The 18,084-nt window shown below is 66.0% G+C and carries 19 protein-coding genes; 8 read left to right on the forward strand and 11 right to left on the reverse strand.

Annotated features, from left to right (window positions below; genetic code table 11):
- Positions 1-199: 199 nt before the first annotated feature.
- Complete coding sequence (locus ACCQ06_RS19245) at positions 200-760, reverse strand: DNA-deoxyinosine glycosylase (protein WP_316688753.1); 561 nt, start codon at positions 758-760, stop codon at positions 200-202.
- Between the two features lie 144 nt (positions 761-904).
- On the opposite strand from ACCQ06_RS19245, the gene ACCQ06_RS19250 reads away from it, so the two are divergent.
- The gene (locus tag ACCQ06_RS19250) at positions 905-1,576 is read left to right on the forward strand and encodes an OmpW/AlkL family protein (RefSeq protein ID WP_228323588.1); all 672 of its coding nucleotides are present in this window, start codon (positions 905-907) and stop codon (positions 1,574-1,576) included.
- Between the two features lie 131 nt (positions 1,577-1,707).
- On the opposite strand, the gene ACCQ06_RS19255 is transcribed toward ACCQ06_RS19250, so the two are convergent.
- From ACCQ06_RS19255 to ACCQ06_RS19275, 5 genes are all read right to left on the reverse strand, one after another.
- The gene (locus ACCQ06_RS19255) at positions 1,708-2,265 is read right to left on the reverse strand and encodes a CcdC protein domain-containing protein (protein WP_316688756.1); all 558 of its coding nucleotides are present in this window, start codon (positions 2,263-2,265) and stop codon (positions 1,708-1,710) included.
- A 554-nt stretch (positions 2,266-2,819) separates the two neighbouring features.
- Entirely contained in the window at positions 2,820-3,620 is an 801-nt protein-coding gene (locus tag ACCQ06_RS19260; RefSeq protein ID WP_055847969.1) for a MetQ/NlpA family ABC transporter substrate-binding protein, read from the reverse strand.
- Positions 3,621-3,828: 208 nt separating this feature from the next.
- Entirely contained in the window at positions 3,829-4,521 is a 693-nt protein-coding gene (locus tag ACCQ06_RS19265; protein ID WP_316692691.1) for a methionine ABC transporter permease, read from the reverse strand.
- A 2-nt stretch (positions 4,522-4,523) separates the two neighbouring features.
- Positions 4,524-5,531 (reverse strand): methionine ABC transporter ATP-binding protein, encoded by a 1,008-nt coding sequence (locus ACCQ06_RS19270; RefSeq protein WP_228323590.1) that lies wholly within the window; start codon positions 5,529-5,531, stop codon positions 4,524-4,526.
- 160 nt (positions 5,532-5,691) lie between these two features.
- Positions 5,692-6,588 carry a DMT family transporter gene (locus ACCQ06_RS19275; RefSeq protein ID WP_228323591.1) on the reverse strand — a complete coding sequence of 299 codons (897 nt, stop codon included), beginning with the start codon at positions 6,586-6,588 and terminating at the stop codon, positions 5,692-5,694.
- Positions 6,589-6,694: 106 nt separating this feature from the next.
- On the opposite strand from ACCQ06_RS19275, the gene ACCQ06_RS19280 reads away from it, so the two are divergent.
- The 6 genes from ACCQ06_RS19280 (at position 6,695) to ACCQ06_RS19305 (ending at position 12,048) form a co-directional block, all read left to right on the forward strand.
- A complete protein-coding gene (locus ACCQ06_RS19280; RefSeq protein WP_228323592.1) occupies positions 6,695-7,180 on the forward strand; it encodes a YajQ family cyclic di-GMP-binding protein in 486 nt (161 codons plus the stop codon).
- 152 nt (positions 7,181-7,332) lie between these two features.
- Entirely contained in the window at positions 7,333-7,794 is a 462-nt protein-coding gene (locus ACCQ06_RS19285) for a hypothetical protein (RefSeq protein ID WP_228323593.1), read from the forward strand.
- Complete coding sequence (locus ACCQ06_RS19290) at positions 7,787-9,526, forward strand: ATP-binding response regulator (protein WP_228323594.1); 1,740 nt, start codon at positions 7,787-7,789, stop codon at positions 9,524-9,526. The genes ACCQ06_RS19285 and ACCQ06_RS19290 overlap by 8 nt, the downstream gene beginning before the upstream one ends.
- Positions 9,504-10,361, forward strand: coding sequence for an alpha/beta hydrolase (locus ACCQ06_RS19295; RefSeq protein WP_316688758.1), 858 nt, complete (start codon positions 9,504-9,506; stop codon positions 10,359-10,361). Before ACCQ06_RS19290 ends, ACCQ06_RS19295 begins: the two co-directional genes overlap by 23 nt.
- 130 nt (positions 10,362-10,491) lie before the next feature.
- Complete coding sequence (locus ACCQ06_RS19300) at positions 10,492-11,052, forward strand: DUF1415 domain-containing protein (protein WP_104615113.1); 561 nt, start codon at positions 10,492-10,494, stop codon at positions 11,050-11,052.
- A gap of 189 nt (positions 11,053-11,241) precedes the next feature.
- Positions 11,242-12,048 (forward strand): SDR family oxidoreductase, encoded by an 807-nt coding sequence (locus tag ACCQ06_RS19305; RefSeq protein WP_316688759.1) that lies wholly within the window; start codon positions 11,242-11,244, stop codon positions 12,046-12,048.
- A 464-nt stretch (positions 12,049-12,512) separates the two neighbouring features.
- Here the strand turns inward: ACCQ06_RS19305 and ACCQ06_RS19310 are convergent, their stop codons facing one another.
- The 3 genes from ACCQ06_RS19310 to ACCQ06_RS19320 are packed head-to-tail and all read right to left on the reverse strand — an operon-like array spanning position 12,513 to position 14,967.
- Positions 12,513-13,193, reverse strand: a complete 681-nt coding sequence (locus ACCQ06_RS19310) for an HAD family hydrolase (RefSeq protein WP_228323598.1) — start codon at positions 13,191-13,193, stop codon at positions 12,513-12,515.
- Positions 13,190-13,903: a pseudouridine synthase gene (locus ACCQ06_RS19315; RefSeq protein WP_228323599.1), complete on the reverse strand. Its 714-nt coding sequence runs from the start codon at positions 13,901-13,903 to the stop codon at positions 13,190-13,192. Before ACCQ06_RS19315 ends, ACCQ06_RS19310 begins: the two co-directional genes overlap by 4 nt.
- Entirely contained in the window at positions 13,900-14,967 is a 1,068-nt protein-coding gene (locus ACCQ06_RS19320; RefSeq protein ID WP_316688763.1) for a class I SAM-dependent methyltransferase, read from the reverse strand. Before ACCQ06_RS19320 ends, ACCQ06_RS19315 begins: the two co-directional genes overlap by 4 nt.
- 226 nt (positions 14,968-15,193) lie before the next feature.
- Here ACCQ06_RS19320 and ACCQ06_RS19325 point away from each other — a divergent pair, with 226 nt between their 5' ends.
- Complete coding sequence (locus ACCQ06_RS19325) at positions 15,194-15,454, forward strand: hypothetical protein (protein WP_082862103.1); 261 nt, start codon at positions 15,194-15,196, stop codon at positions 15,452-15,454.
- 689 nt (positions 15,455-16,143) lie between these two features.
- On the opposite strand, the gene ACCQ06_RS19330 is transcribed toward ACCQ06_RS19325, so the two are convergent.
- A complete protein-coding gene (locus tag ACCQ06_RS19330; RefSeq protein WP_316688766.1) occupies positions 16,144-17,481 on the reverse strand; it encodes a PQQ-dependent sugar dehydrogenase in 1,338 nt (445 codons plus the stop codon).
- An 88-nt stretch (positions 17,482-17,569) separates the two neighbouring features.
- Positions 17,570-17,878 (reverse strand): DUF3247 family protein, encoded by a 309-nt coding sequence (locus ACCQ06_RS19335; protein ID WP_104615045.1) that lies wholly within the window; start codon positions 17,876-17,878, stop codon positions 17,570-17,572.
- Between the last annotated feature and the right edge of the window lie 206 nt (positions 17,879-18,084).

The raw sequence follows: 18,084 nt of genomic DNA on the forward strand, positions 1-18,084 counted from the left end.
CCTTCATGTACTGCCTGCACTGTGCGGCCACGCGCTGCGGGCTGCCTGTGCCGGACGCTGGCATGACGTATGGCGGCAGGTGGCAGGTGGCAGGTGGCAGGTGGCAGCGTGCTGATTGCATGCACACGCGCTGACGGGCATGCATTGCGCGCAGACACGCATCATCGTCGGCGATTCATTGACGTGGGCCAGAGCCGCATCAGTCCAACGCATCGCGCAGCGGTTGCCATGCGGCGCATAGACGCGGCAACGACCAAGCGGCGTTGGCCGGACTGGTGGACGGCAAGGCCACAAGCGGCACGTTGCGCGCCTCCGGCGTCAGCAGCGGATGCACGTGGCGATGCCAGGCCTGCGCCGCCGCCGCGCCATTACAGGCCACCATGCGCAGCTGCGGCAAGCGCGTGAGCAAAGCAGGCAGCGGATTGACCACCACACTGTCTGCGACGATCGCAGCGTCCAGACTGCCGCGACGCGCGCACTGGCCGATCACATCCCATTGGCCGACGCCGCACGCGTTCAGCGTCTGCAAGCGCAAGGCATAGGTTGCGGCAGCATCGATGCCCAAAAGAGCATGCATCAAGGGCCAGAACCGATTGCGTGGATGCGCGTAATAGCGACCTGCGTCCAACGAGGCGATGCCGGGCATCGAGCCGAGCACCAGGACACGGCAATCGTTAGGAATGTGCGCTGATAAGCCGTCACGTACGTCGTTTTTCGTCACGGCAATCATACCTGCGTGAATGTCTTTTTCAGCCTGCATGTCGCAACCACGGCCTTCTTGGGAAAGTTCCTGAACAAACGAAATTTTAGCGAGTCGCAGGTGGGCGTGGATTCAGATTTTCAGGAATAGCTTTGGCGCGGCCCACTCCACGGGCCTAACAAAAATTATGCGAGGAGACCTCCAATGCGTGCCATTTCCATCCTGAGCCTGGCTGCTGTATCCGCTCTTGCGATTGCACCGTCCGCGTTCGCGCAGGACACGACCTATACCAGCGATACCTCCTCGACTTCCACCAGCGCCGATAGCGCGTCCGGCAAGCATTGGGCAGTGGTCGGCGGTGTCGCCTTGATCAAGCCGAAGAACGATCCGGCTCCGGGCCTGGACGTCGATGGCGGCCCGGCACCGACGCTGAGCGCGAGCTACTACATCAACGACAACTGGGCCGTTGAACTGTGGGGCGCCGCCGACAAGTTCAACCACCGCGTCAACGCCGATGGCGTGGGCAAGGTGGGCACCGTCGAGCAGCAACCGATCGCCATCAGCGGCCAGTACCACTTCGGCCAGGCCGACAATGTGTTCCGTCCGTTCGTGGGCGTGGGCTACTACGAGTCGAACTTCAGCAACGAGAAGATCGATGCGGCGTCGACCACCGGCCAGCACGTGGGCCTGGATACCGCCAAGGGCGTGATCGGCACCGTCGGTGTTGACATGAACATCAACTCCACCTGGTTCGCACGTGCCGACGCCCGCTACATGCGTTCGCGTCCGGAACTGCGTGTGGGCGGCCAGGGCACCGGCAGCGAGCTGGAACTGGATCCGTGGACCGTTGGCTTCGGTGTCGGCGCGCGCTTCTAAGCACGTCGCGACACACAACGTCTGAGTCGAAAAAACGGGCCGCAAGGCCCGTTTTTTTATGCGCAACATCCATGACTGCGCCCACCTGCATCGACGCATTCGGCATTGCTGGCTGGCGTGCGCGGCGCGCTTCAACGCCAGTAGACGTTGCCGCGCAAGCGCGCGCTGCGCCAACGCCACCACAGCAAGGTGGCGTAAGCCAACGCATAGCCGAGCAGCACGCCGGCGGCGCCCAACAGGCTGGCGTGGCTGAGCCAGCCATCGACCGGCCACGCCACGCCCTGCAAGGCACTACGCCAGCCCTGCACCATGCCGGCGATCACCCGCACCACCACCAGCGCGGTCAATGCCAGCACCAGCCAGAGATTGGGGCGATAGAACAACCCTTGGGCGGTGCGCTCGAACCGGGTCAGGCGCAACGCCAGCACCCCCAGCGCCAGCCCGCAGGCCCAACCGAAGGCGGCATGACGGATCGCACCGGGCCAGAATGCCGCGGCGATCGCGGTAAAAATGACGAACAACACGCTGGACAGCGCCGCTGAGGCCAGGTTGATCATCAGCAACCAGCCACGTGCCTGACGGCGCGCGGTACCGACACGGAAACGTTGCAGCAGCGATAACGGAAACAGCACCGCGAACACCGCCAGGGCGATGATCACGGCCAGCGGGATGGCAAGAAGCAGGGGCATCGCGTCAGGAGCCGGAGATCAGGACAGACCACGCTACTACGCCTGCGTCAGGCGCGCGTGTTTTCGGCGCTGCACGCGCAATCGGCCGCGTACGCTTGCGCGCGTTCCACTGTGCAGCGCGCGGCGTGGTGAGTGGCTGTGTGGGCGGTCTGTGTTCAAAGCACATCGCGTGGATGCGAGAACGTTGCACGAAGGATCTCGGCAGCCTCGCAGGCAGTTTGCAACGCAACGCATCGCGACCGGCTGCAATGCAGAAAGCAGCACAGTCCGCGCTCGGCATTGGCAGCGCGCATGTGCGAATAGCTCAAGGATGGGAGACAACCGTCGCAACCGTGCCTGGTTCCGCTTGGAAACCCCGCATCTCGTCGTTGATCGCTGTCAGACAGCAAAGAAGGCTAGTGTTGGAAGCCGTCAAGCAAGGATGGACGCGGCGATCAGCGAAGCGCTTACAGCTCGGACTCGGACGCCACGCGTATTGCTCGCGTACTGCATGCCCCTCCCAGACCATCGGCCACGCACACCAGCTGGTGTGCGCGCCCGTGTCGTTATCGCGCTCAGAACGCCGGCAGGACCGCGCCCTTGTATTTCTGTTCGATAAAGGCCTTTACTTCCGGGCTGGTCAATGCCTTGGCCAGCTTCTGCACGCGCGGGTCGTCCTTGTTGTCTGCGCGTGCCACCAGGAAGTTCACGTACGGCGACTCCTTGCTTTCGATCGCCAGCGCATCGCGCGTCGGGTTGAGCCCGGCGTCGAGCGCGTAGTTGGTGTTGATCAGCGCCAGGTCGACCTGATCCAGCACACGCGGCAGCATCGCCGAGTCCAGCTCGCGGAATTTCAGCTGCTTGGGGTTGTCGACGATGTCGCGCTGGGTGGACAGCGCGTTGCTCGGGTCCTTGAGTTTGATCACGCCGGCCTTGTCGAGCAGGATCAGCGCGCGGCTGTTGTTGCTCGGATCGTTGGGGATCACCACATCGGCGCCGCTCGGCAGATCGGCCAGCGCCTTGAAGCGGCGCGAGTAGGCACCGAACGGCTCGATATGCACGCCGACCACGGTCACCAGCTGGCTCTTGCGGTCGCGGTTGTACGCGTCCAGATAGGGCTCGGTCTGGAAGTAATTGACGTCGATCTGCTTCTGTACGACCTGGTCGTTGGGCTGTACGTAGTCGTTGAACACGCGCACGTCCAGCTTCACGCCCTGCTTGGCCAGCAGCGGTTCGACCACTTCCAGGATTTCGGCATGCGGCACGGCGGTGGCGGCCACGGTGAGGGTGTCGCCACCGCTGCCGCCATTGCCGCCGCAGGACGCCAATGCCAGCGTGGCCGCAGCAAGAAGTGAACGAAACGCAAATGTGCTCATGAAAGGGTCCGTGGGAGGAGGAATGCGGACGGGCCGCAGGCGTTAAACCTAGCAGACCGCAGGTGCAGCGGCGATCCGCACGGGCCGTGCATGGAACACAACTACCCCAGGACGGTGCCAGCGCATCCGCCTGCAGCCCGCAGCAGCAATGGACGCGGTGCCGGCTGCAGCGTCGCAGCTACCGGCCGCGCGCGGCGAGGCAGCTGGCTCAGCGGCGGCTGTAGCGGGCCACCAGACGGTCGCCCAGCATCTGCAGCAGTTGCACCAGCACCAGCAAGGCGATGACGGTGATCAACGCGACGTCCGCATGCGAGCGCATATAGCCCTCGCGGTAGGCCACATCACCCAGGCCGCCGGAGCCGATCGCCCCGCCCATGGCGGTGAATCCGATCAGCGCGATGGTGGTGACGGTGGCGCCGGCGATCAGGCCGGGGCGCGCTTCGGGCAACAGCACCCACAGCACCAGCTGGCGGGTGGTGGCGCCCATCGCCTGGCTGGCTTCGATGATGCCGCGGTCCACCTCACGCAACGCGGTCTCCACCAGCCGCGCATAGAACGGCGCGGCGCCCACCACCAGCGGCAGGATCGCGCCGCGCACGCCGAGCGAGGTGCCCATCAACGCCAGGGTGAGCGGAATCATCGCAATCATCAGGAGGATGAAGGGCACCGAGCGCAGCAGGTTGATCACCAGCGCCAGCGCGCCGTACAGCACCGGGCGACGGCGCAGCTGCGGGGCGCCGCACAGGAACAGCGCAACCCCCAGCGGCAGGCCGATCAGCAAGGTCAGCGGCAACGCGCCGGCCAGCATCAGCAAGGTATCCAGAGTCGCCTGCCCGATGTCGCCCCATTTGGCGGCATCGAGATTGCGGAAGAAGCCGCCAGCGGCGGCGATCGGCAGCAGGTTCATACGCGCAGGTCCTCCACGTCCACGCCGGCGGCGACGAAGCCGGCGCGCGCTGCATTCTGGTCGCCACCGGTCAGGGCGACGATGAGCTGGCCGTACGGCGTGTCCTTGATACGGTCCACGCGCCCGGACAGGATGTTGTAGTCCACCCCGGTCTCGCGGGCGATGCGGCCCAGCACCGGCTCATAGGTGCCGTTGCCCAGGAAGGTCAGCCGCACCACGCGCCCGCCGACGGCGGCGAAATTGCGGTGCAGCTCGGCCTCGTCCACGTGCTCGGCTTCGGACACGAAGCGCCGCGTGGTGGCATGTTTGGGATGCAGGAAGACCTCGGTGACCGGGCCGGTTTCCACCAGCGTGCCGGCATCCAGCACCGCCACGCGGTCGCAGACGCGGCGGATCACGTCCATCTCGTGGGTGATCAGCACGATGGTCAGGCCCAGCTCGCGGTTGATCTGCGCCAGCAGCTGCAGCACCGAGGCGGTGGTCTGCGGGTCCAGCGCGCTGGTGGCCTCGTCGCACAGCAGGATCTGCGGGCGCGTGGCCAACGCGCGCGCAATGCCCACGCGCTGCTTCTGGCCGCCGGACAGCTGCGCCGGATACTTGGTGGCGTGCTCCTGCAGCCCGACCCGCGCCAGCAGCTCGGCCACCCGCGCATCGATCTCGGCGCGCGCGGTGCCGGCCAGTTCCAGCGGAAAGGCGACATTGCCGGCCACGGTGCGCGAGGACAGCAGATTGAAGTGCTGGAAGATCATGCCGATACGCCGGCGCAAGCCACGCAGGCCCTGGCTATCCAGCGCGGTGACGTCGTCCTCGCCGATCAGCAAACGCCCGCCGCTGGGCTCTTCCAGCCGGTTGATCAGCCGGATCAGCGTGGATTTGCCGGCACCGGAATGGCCGATGATGCCGAACACCTCGCCGGGGCCGATCCGCAGATCGAGCGGGTGCAGCGCCACGATCTGGCGACCGTCGACGGAGTAAGACTTGTGCAGGCCCTGAAACTGGATCACCGCGCGTGGCCGATTGGGGGGTCGTGAAGCCTACCAGTCAATGTTCACGGCCGGGAGTCGGGATTGGGGATTGGGGATTGGGGATTGGGGATTGGGGATTGGGGATTCGCAAGGACAACGGCATTCCTGCTGTTGCCAATCCCGAATCCCCAATCCCCAATCACGGCCTATCCAACGGCGGCGGCCTGTCGGTCTGCCGTATCCGCTCCCGCCGCAACAGATACAGCCCGCTGGCGACGATGATGCCGGCGCCGGTCCAGGTCCAGCCGTCGGGCAAGGTCTGCCACAGCAGCCAGTCCCAGCCGATCACCCAGACCAGGCCGGTGTACTCCAGCGGTGCGATCATCGAGGCCTCGCCGCGCAGGAATGCCTGGGTCAGCGCAATCTGCCCCAACGCGCCGGCCAGGCCCATGCCGGCGATCAGCCAGCCGTGGCCGGCCTGTAACGGCACCCAGTCGGGGATGGCCAGCAACCCGGCGCCGATCGCCATGAACAGCAGGAACCACACCACCATGGACTGCGGCGTGTCGGTGCGGGTCAGCAGGCTCACCGTGACCGCGGCGATGGCGTAGGCCGTGGCCGCCAGCAGCACCATCAGGCCAGGCAGCGAGACCAAGCCGCCCACGCCCGGGCGCAGCACTACGATGACCCCGACCAGGCCGATGCCGATCGCCGTCCAACGCCGCGGCCCCACGTGCTCGCCCAGCAGCGGCACCGACAAGGCGGCCACCAGCAACGGCGCCACAAAGTAGATGGTGTAGGCGGTGGACAGCGGCATGCGCTTCAGGCCGTAGACGAAGCAGCCGATCATCACCATGCCCAGGGCCCCGCGCAGCAGATGCAGGCCCCAGCGCACCGGCACGATGGCACGCGGCCCGGCAGTGGCGAACACCCACACCAGCACGAACGGCAGCGACGCGGCACCGCGCAACAGCGTCACCTGCAGCGGCGGGTACTGCGCAGCCAGCAGCTTCATCGCCGCATCCATCAGCGAGAAGCAGGCCACGGCGGCGACCATCCAGGCGATGGCGGGAAGCGGAGAACGGGTGCTGGGCATTGGTGCATTATCGCCATCGCAGCGCGCCGACCGCCATGCGTCGATGACGGCCATCGTGGCGTGATGGCCTAGAATGGCCGCTGTTTTCAGACAGCAGGAGCTTTGCATGCCTTCCTTCGATGTGGTGTCCGAAGTCGACAAGCACGAACTGACCAATGCGGTGGACCAGGCCAACCGTGAACTGGACACGCGTTTCGACTTCAAGGGCGTGGAAGCCAAGTTCGAACTGGAAGACGGCAAGGTGATCAACCAGTCCGCCCCCAGCGACTTCCAGATCAAGCAGATGACCGACATCCTGCGGGCGCGGCTGTTGGCGCGCAGTATCGATGTGCGCTGCCTGGACTTTGGCGATGTGGAAACCAATCTGGCCGGCGCACGGCAGAAGGTGACCGTCAAGCAGGGCCTCGAGCAGAAGCAGGCCAAGCAGCTGGTGGCCAAGCTCAAGGAAGCCAAGATCAAGGTCGAAGCGCAGATCAACGGCGACAAGCTGCGCGTGACCGGCAAGAAGCGCGACGACCTGCAGGATGCGATCACGCTGCTGAAAAAGGCTGATTTCGAGCAGCCGCTGCAGTTCGACAACTTCCGCGACTGAGCGTGATTGGGCGATGCCGGTGAGTGTGCTGGCCGACGCGGACATGCAGGCGCCTGCAGTGCGTTGCGGCGCCGCGCAGGGGGGCCGGCACCGCCTGCGGTGCGCCCGCGGCGATCGCAATCGCTGCCGCAGGCCGCAGGTCTAGCGGCGCGATGCGCTCCCTGCTCACCCGCCTGTTGCATCGCCTGCGCACCGGGCAGGCCAACGCGCCTGCTGCAGGCGGCATGCACGCGGTCAAGATTCATGCGCAACCGCAGATCGAACGCGGATCGACGCTGCACACCATGGCCGCCCTCGACCCAGTGGCTGCAGCGGCCTTTGCCGACGCCTTCGCGGTGGAGATCGAACACGCCATTGCGCGCTGCACGCTGGGCGATGCCAACACCAGCCAGGCGCAGGCGCTGGAACAGATCCACTCGTTGAAGAACACCATCTCGTTGACCGGCTCCCAGCCGTTGCTCAAGGCCTGCGACCAGCTGCGTGGCGATGTGGAACGCGACGCGTTGAGCGACATGCTTGCGCACCGCTTCACCGCCGTGGCCACTGCCGCAGGTCTACTGGTCAAGCGCTACCGGCGCACTCTTCCCACCGACGACGCGGAGCCTCATGCGTAGCACTTCCGATCGCGCAGCGCCCGGCCTGATTCTGGCAGCCCGGCAGCTGCGCAACGACAGACTGGTGCGGCTGTTCGAGTCGTTTCTGGAATACCGCGCCTGCGTCGGCCGCGTGATCGTGCAGACCATGGTGACCTTGTGGTGCCTGGGCTGGCTGTACGGCCCGCAGCCGGTGCTGGTCAAGGATGCGCATAACGTCTTCCCCACCGCAGTGACCGTGTGGGTGATCTCGGTCACGTGGATGGTGCTGGTGCGGCGCCGGATCATCCCGCCGGGTGAGTGGCTGGATGCGATGGGCTTTGCGATGAGTCTGCTGTTCATCGGCATACAGACCACGCTGGCCTTCATCCTGTTGATGTCGTTGAACGCGTTTCTGCCGTTCATCACCATCGCTGCGGTGGCGCGCTATGGGCAACGCGCCACCTTCCCGGTGCTGCTCAGCACCTTCGTGCTGATGCTGTTGACCGCACCCAGCGGCTACTGGCTGTCGCGGCCGGCGTACTTTGTGTATGCGGTGGCGCTCAGCATGGTATTGCCGCTGCTGGTGGCGCGCATCGTGCTTGCGATGCAGGAAGTGGCGCTGCAGGCGCTGGCCTCGCGCGATGCGCAAAGCCGCTTCATCAGCACCATGAACCATGAGCTGCGCACGCCGTTGAATGCGGTCATCAATTGCGCGCAGCTGATCGATACCGACGGCATGCCAGCCGAACAGCGCGACCTGATGCAGGCGGTGACGGTCAATGCGACCGCGCTGCGCCATCGCGTCAATGAAGTGCTGGACGTGGCCAGCATCGACGGTGGGCGGCTGCAGCTGCAGAGCAAGCCACTGAGCATGCTGGACGTGCTGACCACCGTCAAAGCGGTCTGCGCGACCGCCGCATCCACCAAGGGCGTGTCGCTGAGCGTGCGCCTGGAGGCACCGGACACGCCCCATGTGCTGGGCGACGAGGGCCGCATCGAGCAGGTCATCAGCAACCTGGTCATCAATGCGATCAAGTTCACCCCGGCCGGTGGTGCGGTCGAGTTGCTGATCGAAGCCACGCAGCTGCAGCAGCGCTGGTCGATCGCCGCGACGATCACCGACACCGGCATCGGTGTGCCCGACGACAAGAAGGCCTACATCTTTACCCCGTTCACCCAGCTCAGCACCGGATTCGGCCGTGCCGAGGGCGGAGTCGGCCTCGGGTTGTATATCGCCTTGTCGGTATCCGATGCGATGGGCGGCAGCCTGACGGTGAGCGACAACCCCGCCGGTGGCAGCATCTTCCGCTGGATCTTCGAGCTGCCTGTAGCCGCGGCCGACAGCAGCCGCACGCTCGGCCTGCGCGATGCGCTGGCGCACCACGCGCAGACGGTGCCGCCGCTGCATTGCCTGGTCTTCGAGGACATGGACACCAATCGCCTGGTGATCGGCAATCTGCTGACGCGCGCCGGGCATCGGGTGAGTTTTCATGTCGATGGCACCGATGCGGTGCAGCGCATCGCCCAGGCCGCGCCGGATCTGGTATTTCTCGATCTGCACATGCCCGGCACCTCCGGCTGGGATGCATTGGGCCAGGCCCGCGATGCGATTGCCGCACTACCGCCGATCATCGTATTGACCGCCGACACGCGCATCGATTCGATACGCGAAGCGGCAGCCGCCGGCGTGGCCGGTTATTTATCCAAGCCGATCAACGCCCACGAACTGCTCGCACTGCTGGCCCACCATGCACACCAACGACAGCACTGAGTTGAAGCCCGGCAATGCGGCGCGCATGCATTGGCGCGGCGCGGCCCAGACACGCACCGCTGTGGCGCTGCTGTTCCTGCATGGATTTTCTGCAAGCCCGGGCGAGGCCGGCGCGCTGCCCGAACAGATGGCCGATGCGCTAGGTGCCAACGGCTACGTGCACCGCTGGCCCCGCCACGGAGGCAGCGCACCCGATGCGATGCAGGGGCTGACGACGACGGCGCTGCAGCGCTCTGCGCTGGAGGCGCTGGCGCAGGCGCGGCGCATGGGCGAGCGCGTGGCGATTGTCGGCTCATCGATGGGCGGCAGCTTGGCGCTCTGGCTGGCGGCGCAGCATCCCGAGCAGGTTGCGGCGGTGGTGGCATGGTCGCCCGGCATCCAGCCGGTCAATGCGGGCTTGCTCGATCGGCTCTGCGACGCCGATGCGCCGATCGCCGACCCGTACCCGCGCAGCGCTGAGGAACTGGCGTATTGGTCGGACACCATCCACCCGGACGGCTTTCGCACCTTGCGCGGCGTGTTCAGAGAATTCGCCGCCACCCCGCCGTGGCCACAGGTGCGCTGCCCGGTGCTGCTGGGCTATTACCGCGCACCCAATGGCGACGAAGATCAGATTGCCTCGGTGCCGGCGATGCTGTCCATGTTCGAAGCACTGGGCACGCCTGCCCCGCTCAAGCAGGCGATCGCCTTCGACAGCGGCGCGCATGCCATCGGGTCGCCGCACAAGACGCCGCTGGCCGAGCACATCGCACAGGTGTCGGTGGAATTCCTGCGTGCGCATGTCGGTGCGCAGGTGGGCAAGGCGCTGCGCAGCGACGACAGCGACACGCGCTGATTGCCTGGCCGCGGCAGCATGGCGCCGGGCAGCATCGGTTGGGTCTGCTGCATCATCGCCGATGAATCGGCCCGCACCGCCGCGATAGCAGCGATCGCATACACTGACGCGCCATCACGCCGCCGCCACGATGACCACCACGCCTGCCACGCCCGATCCGTTGACCGCGACCCGCACCTGGATCGAGCGCGCAGTGATCGGGCTGAACCTGTGCCCGTTCGCCAAGGCGGTGTACGTCAAGGACCAGGTGCGTCTGGTGCTCAGCGATGCCAGCACGCCCGAGGCGCTGCTGGAACAACTGGCCGAAGAACTGGTGCTGCTGCGCGACACGCCGGCCGAGCAGATCGACACCACGTTGATCGTGCATCCGGACGTGCTCACCGACTTCCTGGAGTACAACGACTTCCTCGACAACGCCGACGCAGCGGTGGACGCGCTGGACCTGCAAGGCATCCTGCAGGTGGCCAGCTTCCACCCCGATTATCAATTCGCAGGTGCTGCGCCGGACGATGTGGCCAACTTCACCAACCGCTCGCCGTTCCCGACCCTGCACCTGCTGCGCGAGGACAGCGTGGAGCGTGCGGTGGCGGCGTTCCCGGATCCGGACGTGATCGTCGAGCGCAATATCCAGACGCTGGAACGGCTGGGCCATGCGGGCTGGGACCGCGTATTGAATGGCGCCGAGCACTGAACGTGTCGGCTGCTGGTGCGCCATTGCGTGCAGCAACGGCAGATTGTCGGCACCGTGCGACGGCAGGTAATCCCTTGAAGTACCGGTAAACAGCAGGTTTGCGTGATTGTCGTGGGCGTACCTGGCGTTGCTGCAGCGCTGACATGGCGCGCGCTACAGTGCTGCACCCTTCCATCAAGTGCGCACGCCATGGCCCTGATTCCCGCTGTTTCCGCATGGAACCCGTTGCCGCTGCAGGACCGCGTGGTGGTGATCACCGGTGGCGCGCAAGGCATTGGACGCGGCATTGCGCAGGCCGTGCTCGGTGCCGGCGGCAGCGTGGTGATCGGCGATCTGGACGCCGCTGCCGGAAAGGCCTGTCTGCAGGAATGGGCGTTGCCGCAACGCAGTGCGTTCGTGCGTTGCGATGCGGCGCGCGAGACGCAGGCCGCACGCTTGATCGCCACGGCGCGCAAGCGCTTCGGCAGACTCGATGGCCTGGTCAACAACGCTGGCGTAGCGGACCCGCATGTCGCGCCGTTGCCGCAGCTGGAGTGGGATGACTGGAACCGGCGTCTGGCAAGCCTGCATGGCGCGTTCTTATGCAGCAAACACGCCTTGCCTGCACTGAAGCAGGCAGATGGCGGTGGTGCGATCGTCAACATCGCCTCCACCCGCGCCTGGCAGTCGGAGCCGCATAGCGAAGCCTATGCGGCAGCCAAAGGTGGCCTGGTCGCGTTGACCCACGCATTGGCAATGAGCGAAGGCCCGCAGGTGCGCGTCAACAGCATCAGTCCGGGGTGGATCAGCACCGATGCCTGGCGTGCGCCGCAACGTCGTCGTGCGCCCAAGCTGTCGCGACGCGACCATGCGCAGCACCCGGCCGGGCGTGTGGGCACGCCGGAAGACATCGCGCAGCTGGCGGTGTACCTGCTGTCGCCGCAGCTATCCGGGTTCGTCACCGGGCAGGACTTCATCGTCGACGGCGGCATGTCGCGCAAGATGCAGTACGTGTGAGGGCGTGCTGCCGGTACGGCTTGGGTGATGCGGTTTACAGCACGCTGCTGCGACGCAGGTACGCGCGTGCTTGCCGGTCTGTGGTGTTCGTCATGCACGACATCGACGTTGGGATGGGCGAGGCGGAAGCTTGGAGATCGGCGCGCGTCGTGCATCCGCTGCTGCTGCGCTTTGGGCGTTGTCCATGCGTGGTGTGGTGTGGGTCGGTTTGCTCGCACCCTCACCCCAACCCCCGCTCCGCGCCACAGCTCGCGTTTGCGACGCGGGCGCTCCAAGGCACGCGCACCAGTGCCGCGCAAACCGTGCCTTCTCGCCCCGCCGGGAGAGGGGCTTTGATGGTTGCGCACGCAGCGCCCGCGCGTGGTGGACTGATCGCCAGCACGTGTTGCTGCGCCTGTCATTTGGGCGCTGCGTTCCAGACGCTTTTCCAGAGGGTTTTTCGGAGGCTCACCCACACCCGCTGATCAACCCGACAGTTGCGCTTCCAGCAGGCGCTGCGCATCGCCCAGCGAGGGCATGATGCGATGGCCCAACGCGCGCACGTCCGCATCGGGTTCGAGCAGGTCCGGGATCTGGATCGGGGTCATGCCTGCTGCCAATGCGGCGCGCACGCCGGTCGGCGAGTCTTCCAGCACCAGGCAGTGTGCAGGCTCCACGCCCAGCGACTGCGCTGCCAGCAGGTAGATATCCGGCGCCGGCTTGGGATGCTGCACATCGCTGGCGGTGCACACCGCATCGAAGCGCCACAGCAGATCGGCCGCTTTAAGCTTGCGCAACGCAAGCGGGCGCTGGGTGGAGGTCGCCACCGCACGCGGCATGCCGATCGCCACCAGATACTCCAGCAACGCAATGATGCCGGGCCGGTGCGGAATACCGCGCTCTGCGACGGCGTCATAGAGCAGTTGCGCGCGCGCCAGCATACGTTCGGCAGCGGCGTCGCCGACGCGTTCGCCAAGCAGACGGCGGCAGGCCACATCGCCGGTACCGACCATCTGCAACCAGAACGTCGGCTCGATTGTCAGCCCCTGCGCATCGGCCGCCTGCGCCAGGCAGGCGGTGATGGCGCGCTCGCTGTCGAGCATCAAACCATCCATATCGAAGATCACCGCCTGCGGGCGAAACGGCAGCGGCGTGGCCGCCGTCATGCAGTCGCTCCGCGCCCGAACAACACCTCCAGATCGCGTGCCTCCAAGGCACGCCATTGCCCCGATGGCAGCGCGTCCAGCGACAAGCCGCCGATGCGGCTGCGATGCAATGCCGCCACGTGATTGCCGGCGGCGGCGAACATGCGACGCACCTGGTGATAGCGGCCCTCGTGCAAGGTCAGCCGTGCCTGGCGCGCGCCAAGCACCTCAAGCTCGGCGGGAAGCAATGGCTTGGTTTCGCCTTCCAGCAGCAGCTCGCCGCTGGCAAACAGCGCCGCTTCGTCGCCGCGCAGGTCTTCGGCCAGGCTGACCTCGTAGACTTTGTCCAACGCCGATTTGGGCGAAATGATCCGGTGCAGTAACGCGCCATCGTCGGTCATCAACAGCATGCCGCTGGTCTCCCGATCCAGCCGCCCCACCGGCGCCAACACCGGCGCACGCGAACGAAACCGCGGTGGCAGCAACTCGTAGATCAACCGGCCGGTGTCCTTGGTCGAACAGGTGTAGCCGCTGGGCTTGTGCAGCAACAGGCTGAAACCCGGCGGCGGGTCCAGCGGCTCGCCATCGATACGGATGGCGTCGTGCTCCACCTGGTCATCGGCATACAGCACCTCGCCCTGCGCATCGGTCACGGCGCCCTGGCGAAACAGCTGAGTCACCTGCTTGCGGCTGCCATAGCCGAGATTGGCGATGTGTTTGACCAGCTTCATGCGCGCGCCGCCTTGCCGCGCACGGCAGCGATCAACTTGAAGCCGTCGCGCTCGGCGGCGACGCGTACCTGGCCGAAGCTTTCGTTAAGCACCTGCTCGTAAGGCAGATGCCGGTTGGCCACCAGCAGCAGCTGCCCGCCCGGGCGTAATGCCTGCGCGGCCACGGCGATGAAACGCTGGCCGATGTCCGGGCGATCGGCGCGCGAGGGCGTGTGGAATGGCGGGTTGCTGACGATGAAGTCGTACTGCGCCGCCAGCCCGGCGGTGACGTCCTGCCAGAGGTACTGCAACTGCGCCGGATGCGCGATGTCCTGCAGATTGCGCCGCGCCAGCGCGAGTGCGCGCGCTTCGGCTTCGTATAGATCCAGCGCGGTGACTTTGGCGCAGCGGGCCAGTACTTCGGCCGAGAGATACCCGAACCCCGCACCCAGGTCGGCACCGTGGCCGGCCAGGGTGGCCGGCAGGTGCTCGACCAGCAACGCCGACGCAGGATCGATGCGATCCCAGGCAAACACGCCCGGTCGGCTCACGAAGCGCCCATCCAAAATCTTGCGCGGCGCATCCAGCGCCGCCCAGCGCGCCTGCAGCGCGGCATCGGTGTTGGCCGGTAGCGGCGCGGTCCAATAGGTGCGGCAGTGGTGCTTGGTCAGGCTGCCGGCCAGACCGGCGAGCTGGCGCAGATCGGCCTCGCCCGAGCGCGCGCCCTCGTTATTGGACTGGCACGCCACCACCCGGCCGCCGGGCGCGGTCAGTGCCAGCGCACGTGCGAACAGCGCGCGCGCTTCTTCGCGCTGCCGCGGCGGCAGCACCAGCACCAGCGCATAACGCGTGCTGTCGGCCTCGATCTCGCCCTCTTCGCGCACGCGCCAGCCGCTGCCTTCCAATGCCTGCGCGAACGGGCGGAAACTCTGCTCGCAGGTCAGCGCATCGGCGGATGCATGCTCGCGCAGCGGGAAACCATCGCGCGCACGCAGGAACAGCACAGGGCCGGTCGGCCACGGCAGCGCGCCTTGGGCGAAGGGCAGGAACAGGGCTTGAAGCGGTGCATCGTGCGGGCCAGCCATCGGATCATCGGGTCGTGAACAGACCGCCATTGTAAGGGAGCGCTGCCTGGTGCCCGTCCTCGGCGCGCGGTCCGGCCTGCCGCGTGGCAAATCGCTGCGCGCTGACGCGGGTCAACCATTGCGTGATCTGCGAACGGCTCGCCTTGCACGGTTTATACGGAGCGTTGATGCATACGCAACATCTGCCGGCCTAGTCTGGACTTCAAGCCCACACCGGAGATACGCGATGCGAGCCCTGTTCGTAGGTGGAGTTGTCGACAACAGCGAAATGGACCTGGACGACACGCCGCCACCGATGCACTACCCCGAAAACACCGGCGCCGGTCGCCCCCGTTACCGCCTGCATCAGGTCGGTGAGCGCGACGACGGCAGCGTGGCCTACGCGGTCTATGGCGCCCCGGAAATGGCCGACGACGACATCAGCCGCATCACCGAGGAACGCGGCTACGCACGTCGTTTCAGTGCATCGCCAGAGGCACCACGCTGAGCATGGTGCTTTGTGCAGATGAGTGAACTGCCTGCGGCACGTGCAGTATCAATTAACGGTTCGACTAGCAGCATCTCGTTGAAATCTGGCTAGCGGCCGCTCGGAAATCTGGCTAGCGGCTGCTCGTCGATGCGCGCATAAGAGCTTGGCGCGGCAGGCATGGACGCGTCAGCTGTCCTGCTTCTATTGACGATGTGGTGTCCACGTTGCATGCCACGGCATCTACGTTGCATGGCGATGGTGCCCCCGCCGCATATCCATCAAGAACCGGGCAAATGCCCGGTTTTTCTGGACGCCATTGTTGCGACCACCACTGTCTTCTGGTCGCCAAACACGGCTGCAAAGATCGAATCGGCACGTCCTCAGCTTGGGCGCCTCCGCAGGAGATCGGCGATAAACCAAAGCCCCTCTCCCCCCCGCAGGAAAGGGGTTGTCATGAGAGTGCGGGGCCAAGCCCAGCACGCAGCACGTCTACGAGGTTGCGCACCTACCCTCATCCGCCCTTCGGGCACCTTTTCCCGAGGGGAGAAGGGACAAAGCCCCTCTCCCCTCGGGAGAGGGGTTGGGGTGAGGGTACGGGGCGAAGCCACACTGCACTGCACGTCCATGAAGCTTCGCACGTACCCTCATCCGCCCTTCGGGCACCTTCTCCCGGGGGGAGAAGGGAGAAAGCCCGCGAACGCCCCCGCTTATCGCGCCTTCGGCGTCACGCGCCAGATCACATTGCCCACGTCATCGGCCACCAACAAGGCACCGCTGTTGTCGGGTGCAACGCCCACCGGGCGACCCTGGGCATTGCCTTCGGCGTCCAGAAACCCATCCAGGACGGTGATCGGCGTTCCGCTGGGCTTGCCATCGACAAACGGGACGAACAGCACCTTGTAGCCGCTGGGCGGGTCGCGATTCCACGAGCCGTGCTGACCGATGAAGGCGCCCTGGCGGAACCGCTCCGGCAGCAAACTGCCGCTGGCAAAGGCCAGGCCCAGCGAGGCCGTATGCGGGCCGAGCGCGTAATCCGGCTTGATCGCCTTGGCCACCAGTTCGGGGTTCTGCGGTGTCACCCGCTCATCCACATGCTGGCCGTAGTAACTGTACGGCCAGCCGTAAAAGCCGCCATCGCGCACCGAGGTGAGATAGTCCGGCACCAGATCGCTGCCGATTTCGTCGCGCTCATTGACCACCACCCACAGCGATTTGCTCTGCGGCTCCCACGCGGTGCCCACCGGGTTGCGCAGACCGCTGGCGAACACGCGGCTGCTGCCGGTAGCCGGATCGATCTCCAGGATCGCCGCGCGGTTGAGCTCGGCCTCCATGCCGTTTTCGGCCACATTGCTGTTGGACCCGACGCCCACGTACAGCTTGCTGCCATCGGCACTGGCGAGCAGCGATTTGGTCCAGTGGTGGTTGATACCGCCGGGCAGATTGGCCACGAACGTGGGCTTGGCGCTGATGTGCGTGTCGCCCGGCTTGTACGGAAAGCTCACCAGCGCATCGGCATTGGCCACATAGAAGCGGTCGCCGACCAGCGCCATGCCGAACGGCGAAAACAGGCCGCTGATGAACTGCGTGCGCACCTCCGCCACACCGTCGCCATCGGCGTCGCGCAGCAAGGTGATGCGGTTGGCGCTGGGCACCACGGCGCCGGCTTTCTGCATCACCGCGCCCTGCACCTTCTTGCGCAAACCACCGCCGCTTTCGGCATTTTCCGGTTTAGGTGGTTCGGCGGTTTCGGCCACCAGCACATCGCCGTTGGGCAGCACGTACACCCAGCGCGGGTGATCCAGATCGCGCGCAAAGGCGTTGACCTGCAAATCGTCGGCCGCCATGGGTTTGGCGTTGGCGGCCCAGCGCTTGACCGGGGCCACCTTTACGGTGGGGATCAGGCGTTTGACCGGCTCGGGCAATTGCGGGTCAGGCCCGGTCCCCTGTTCGATGGCCAGCGTGGCGGTGTCGCCGCAGCCGGCAAGAACGGCGACCGCCAGCAACGACAGCGACCAGCGAATGAGCGTGGGCAGGGATGCATGCATTGCGAGCCAATCCTGAACAGTTGCGACAGTCGGCCATCATGCCGACAACTGTCCAGGGAGAAGTAAATACATCGTCAACACGCCCGCGTCACGGCATGGCGTGTGGATCGGCCCCCAGCAGTAGCGGGTGCACGGCCACGATGCGATCCATCCAGATCCAGTGCGGCTCCTGCGTGGCATCCAGCTGATCCAGACGCAGCTGCCCGTTGACGCCTTCGTTGTCGTGGTCGTCGAGATAGGTCTGGATGGTGGGGCGCACCGCGACGGTGCCGCTGAGCGTGCTGCCATCGTCGAGTTCGATGCGCACACGTTCCTGTCCGCCGAGCAGGGACACCCAATGCTCGAGCGTGGCGATCTGCACGTGTTCGGAATAGACGTGCGGGGCGTATTTGGGCATCGCGGTATCTCCATGAGCGGAGCGCATCACGCTAGGCCAGCGTGCGTGAACGATGCAGCAAACGCGGCGTATCGCTGCATCTCCGTCTACAGAATGCGCACGCTGCGCTGGCATCGGCGGCCAGCTCGCGCGGACCGTTATCGAACCCAACCGCCTTGCGATCGCCCCCTGCTCACCGCGCCACCGTCACCTGCGCGACATTGCCG

Source organism: Xanthomonas sp. NCPPB 4467, from assembly GCF_041475665.2.
In the GTDB taxonomy this organism is placed as follows: domain Bacteria; phylum Pseudomonadota; class Gammaproteobacteria; order Xanthomonadales; family Xanthomonadaceae; genus Xanthomonas; species Xanthomonas dyei.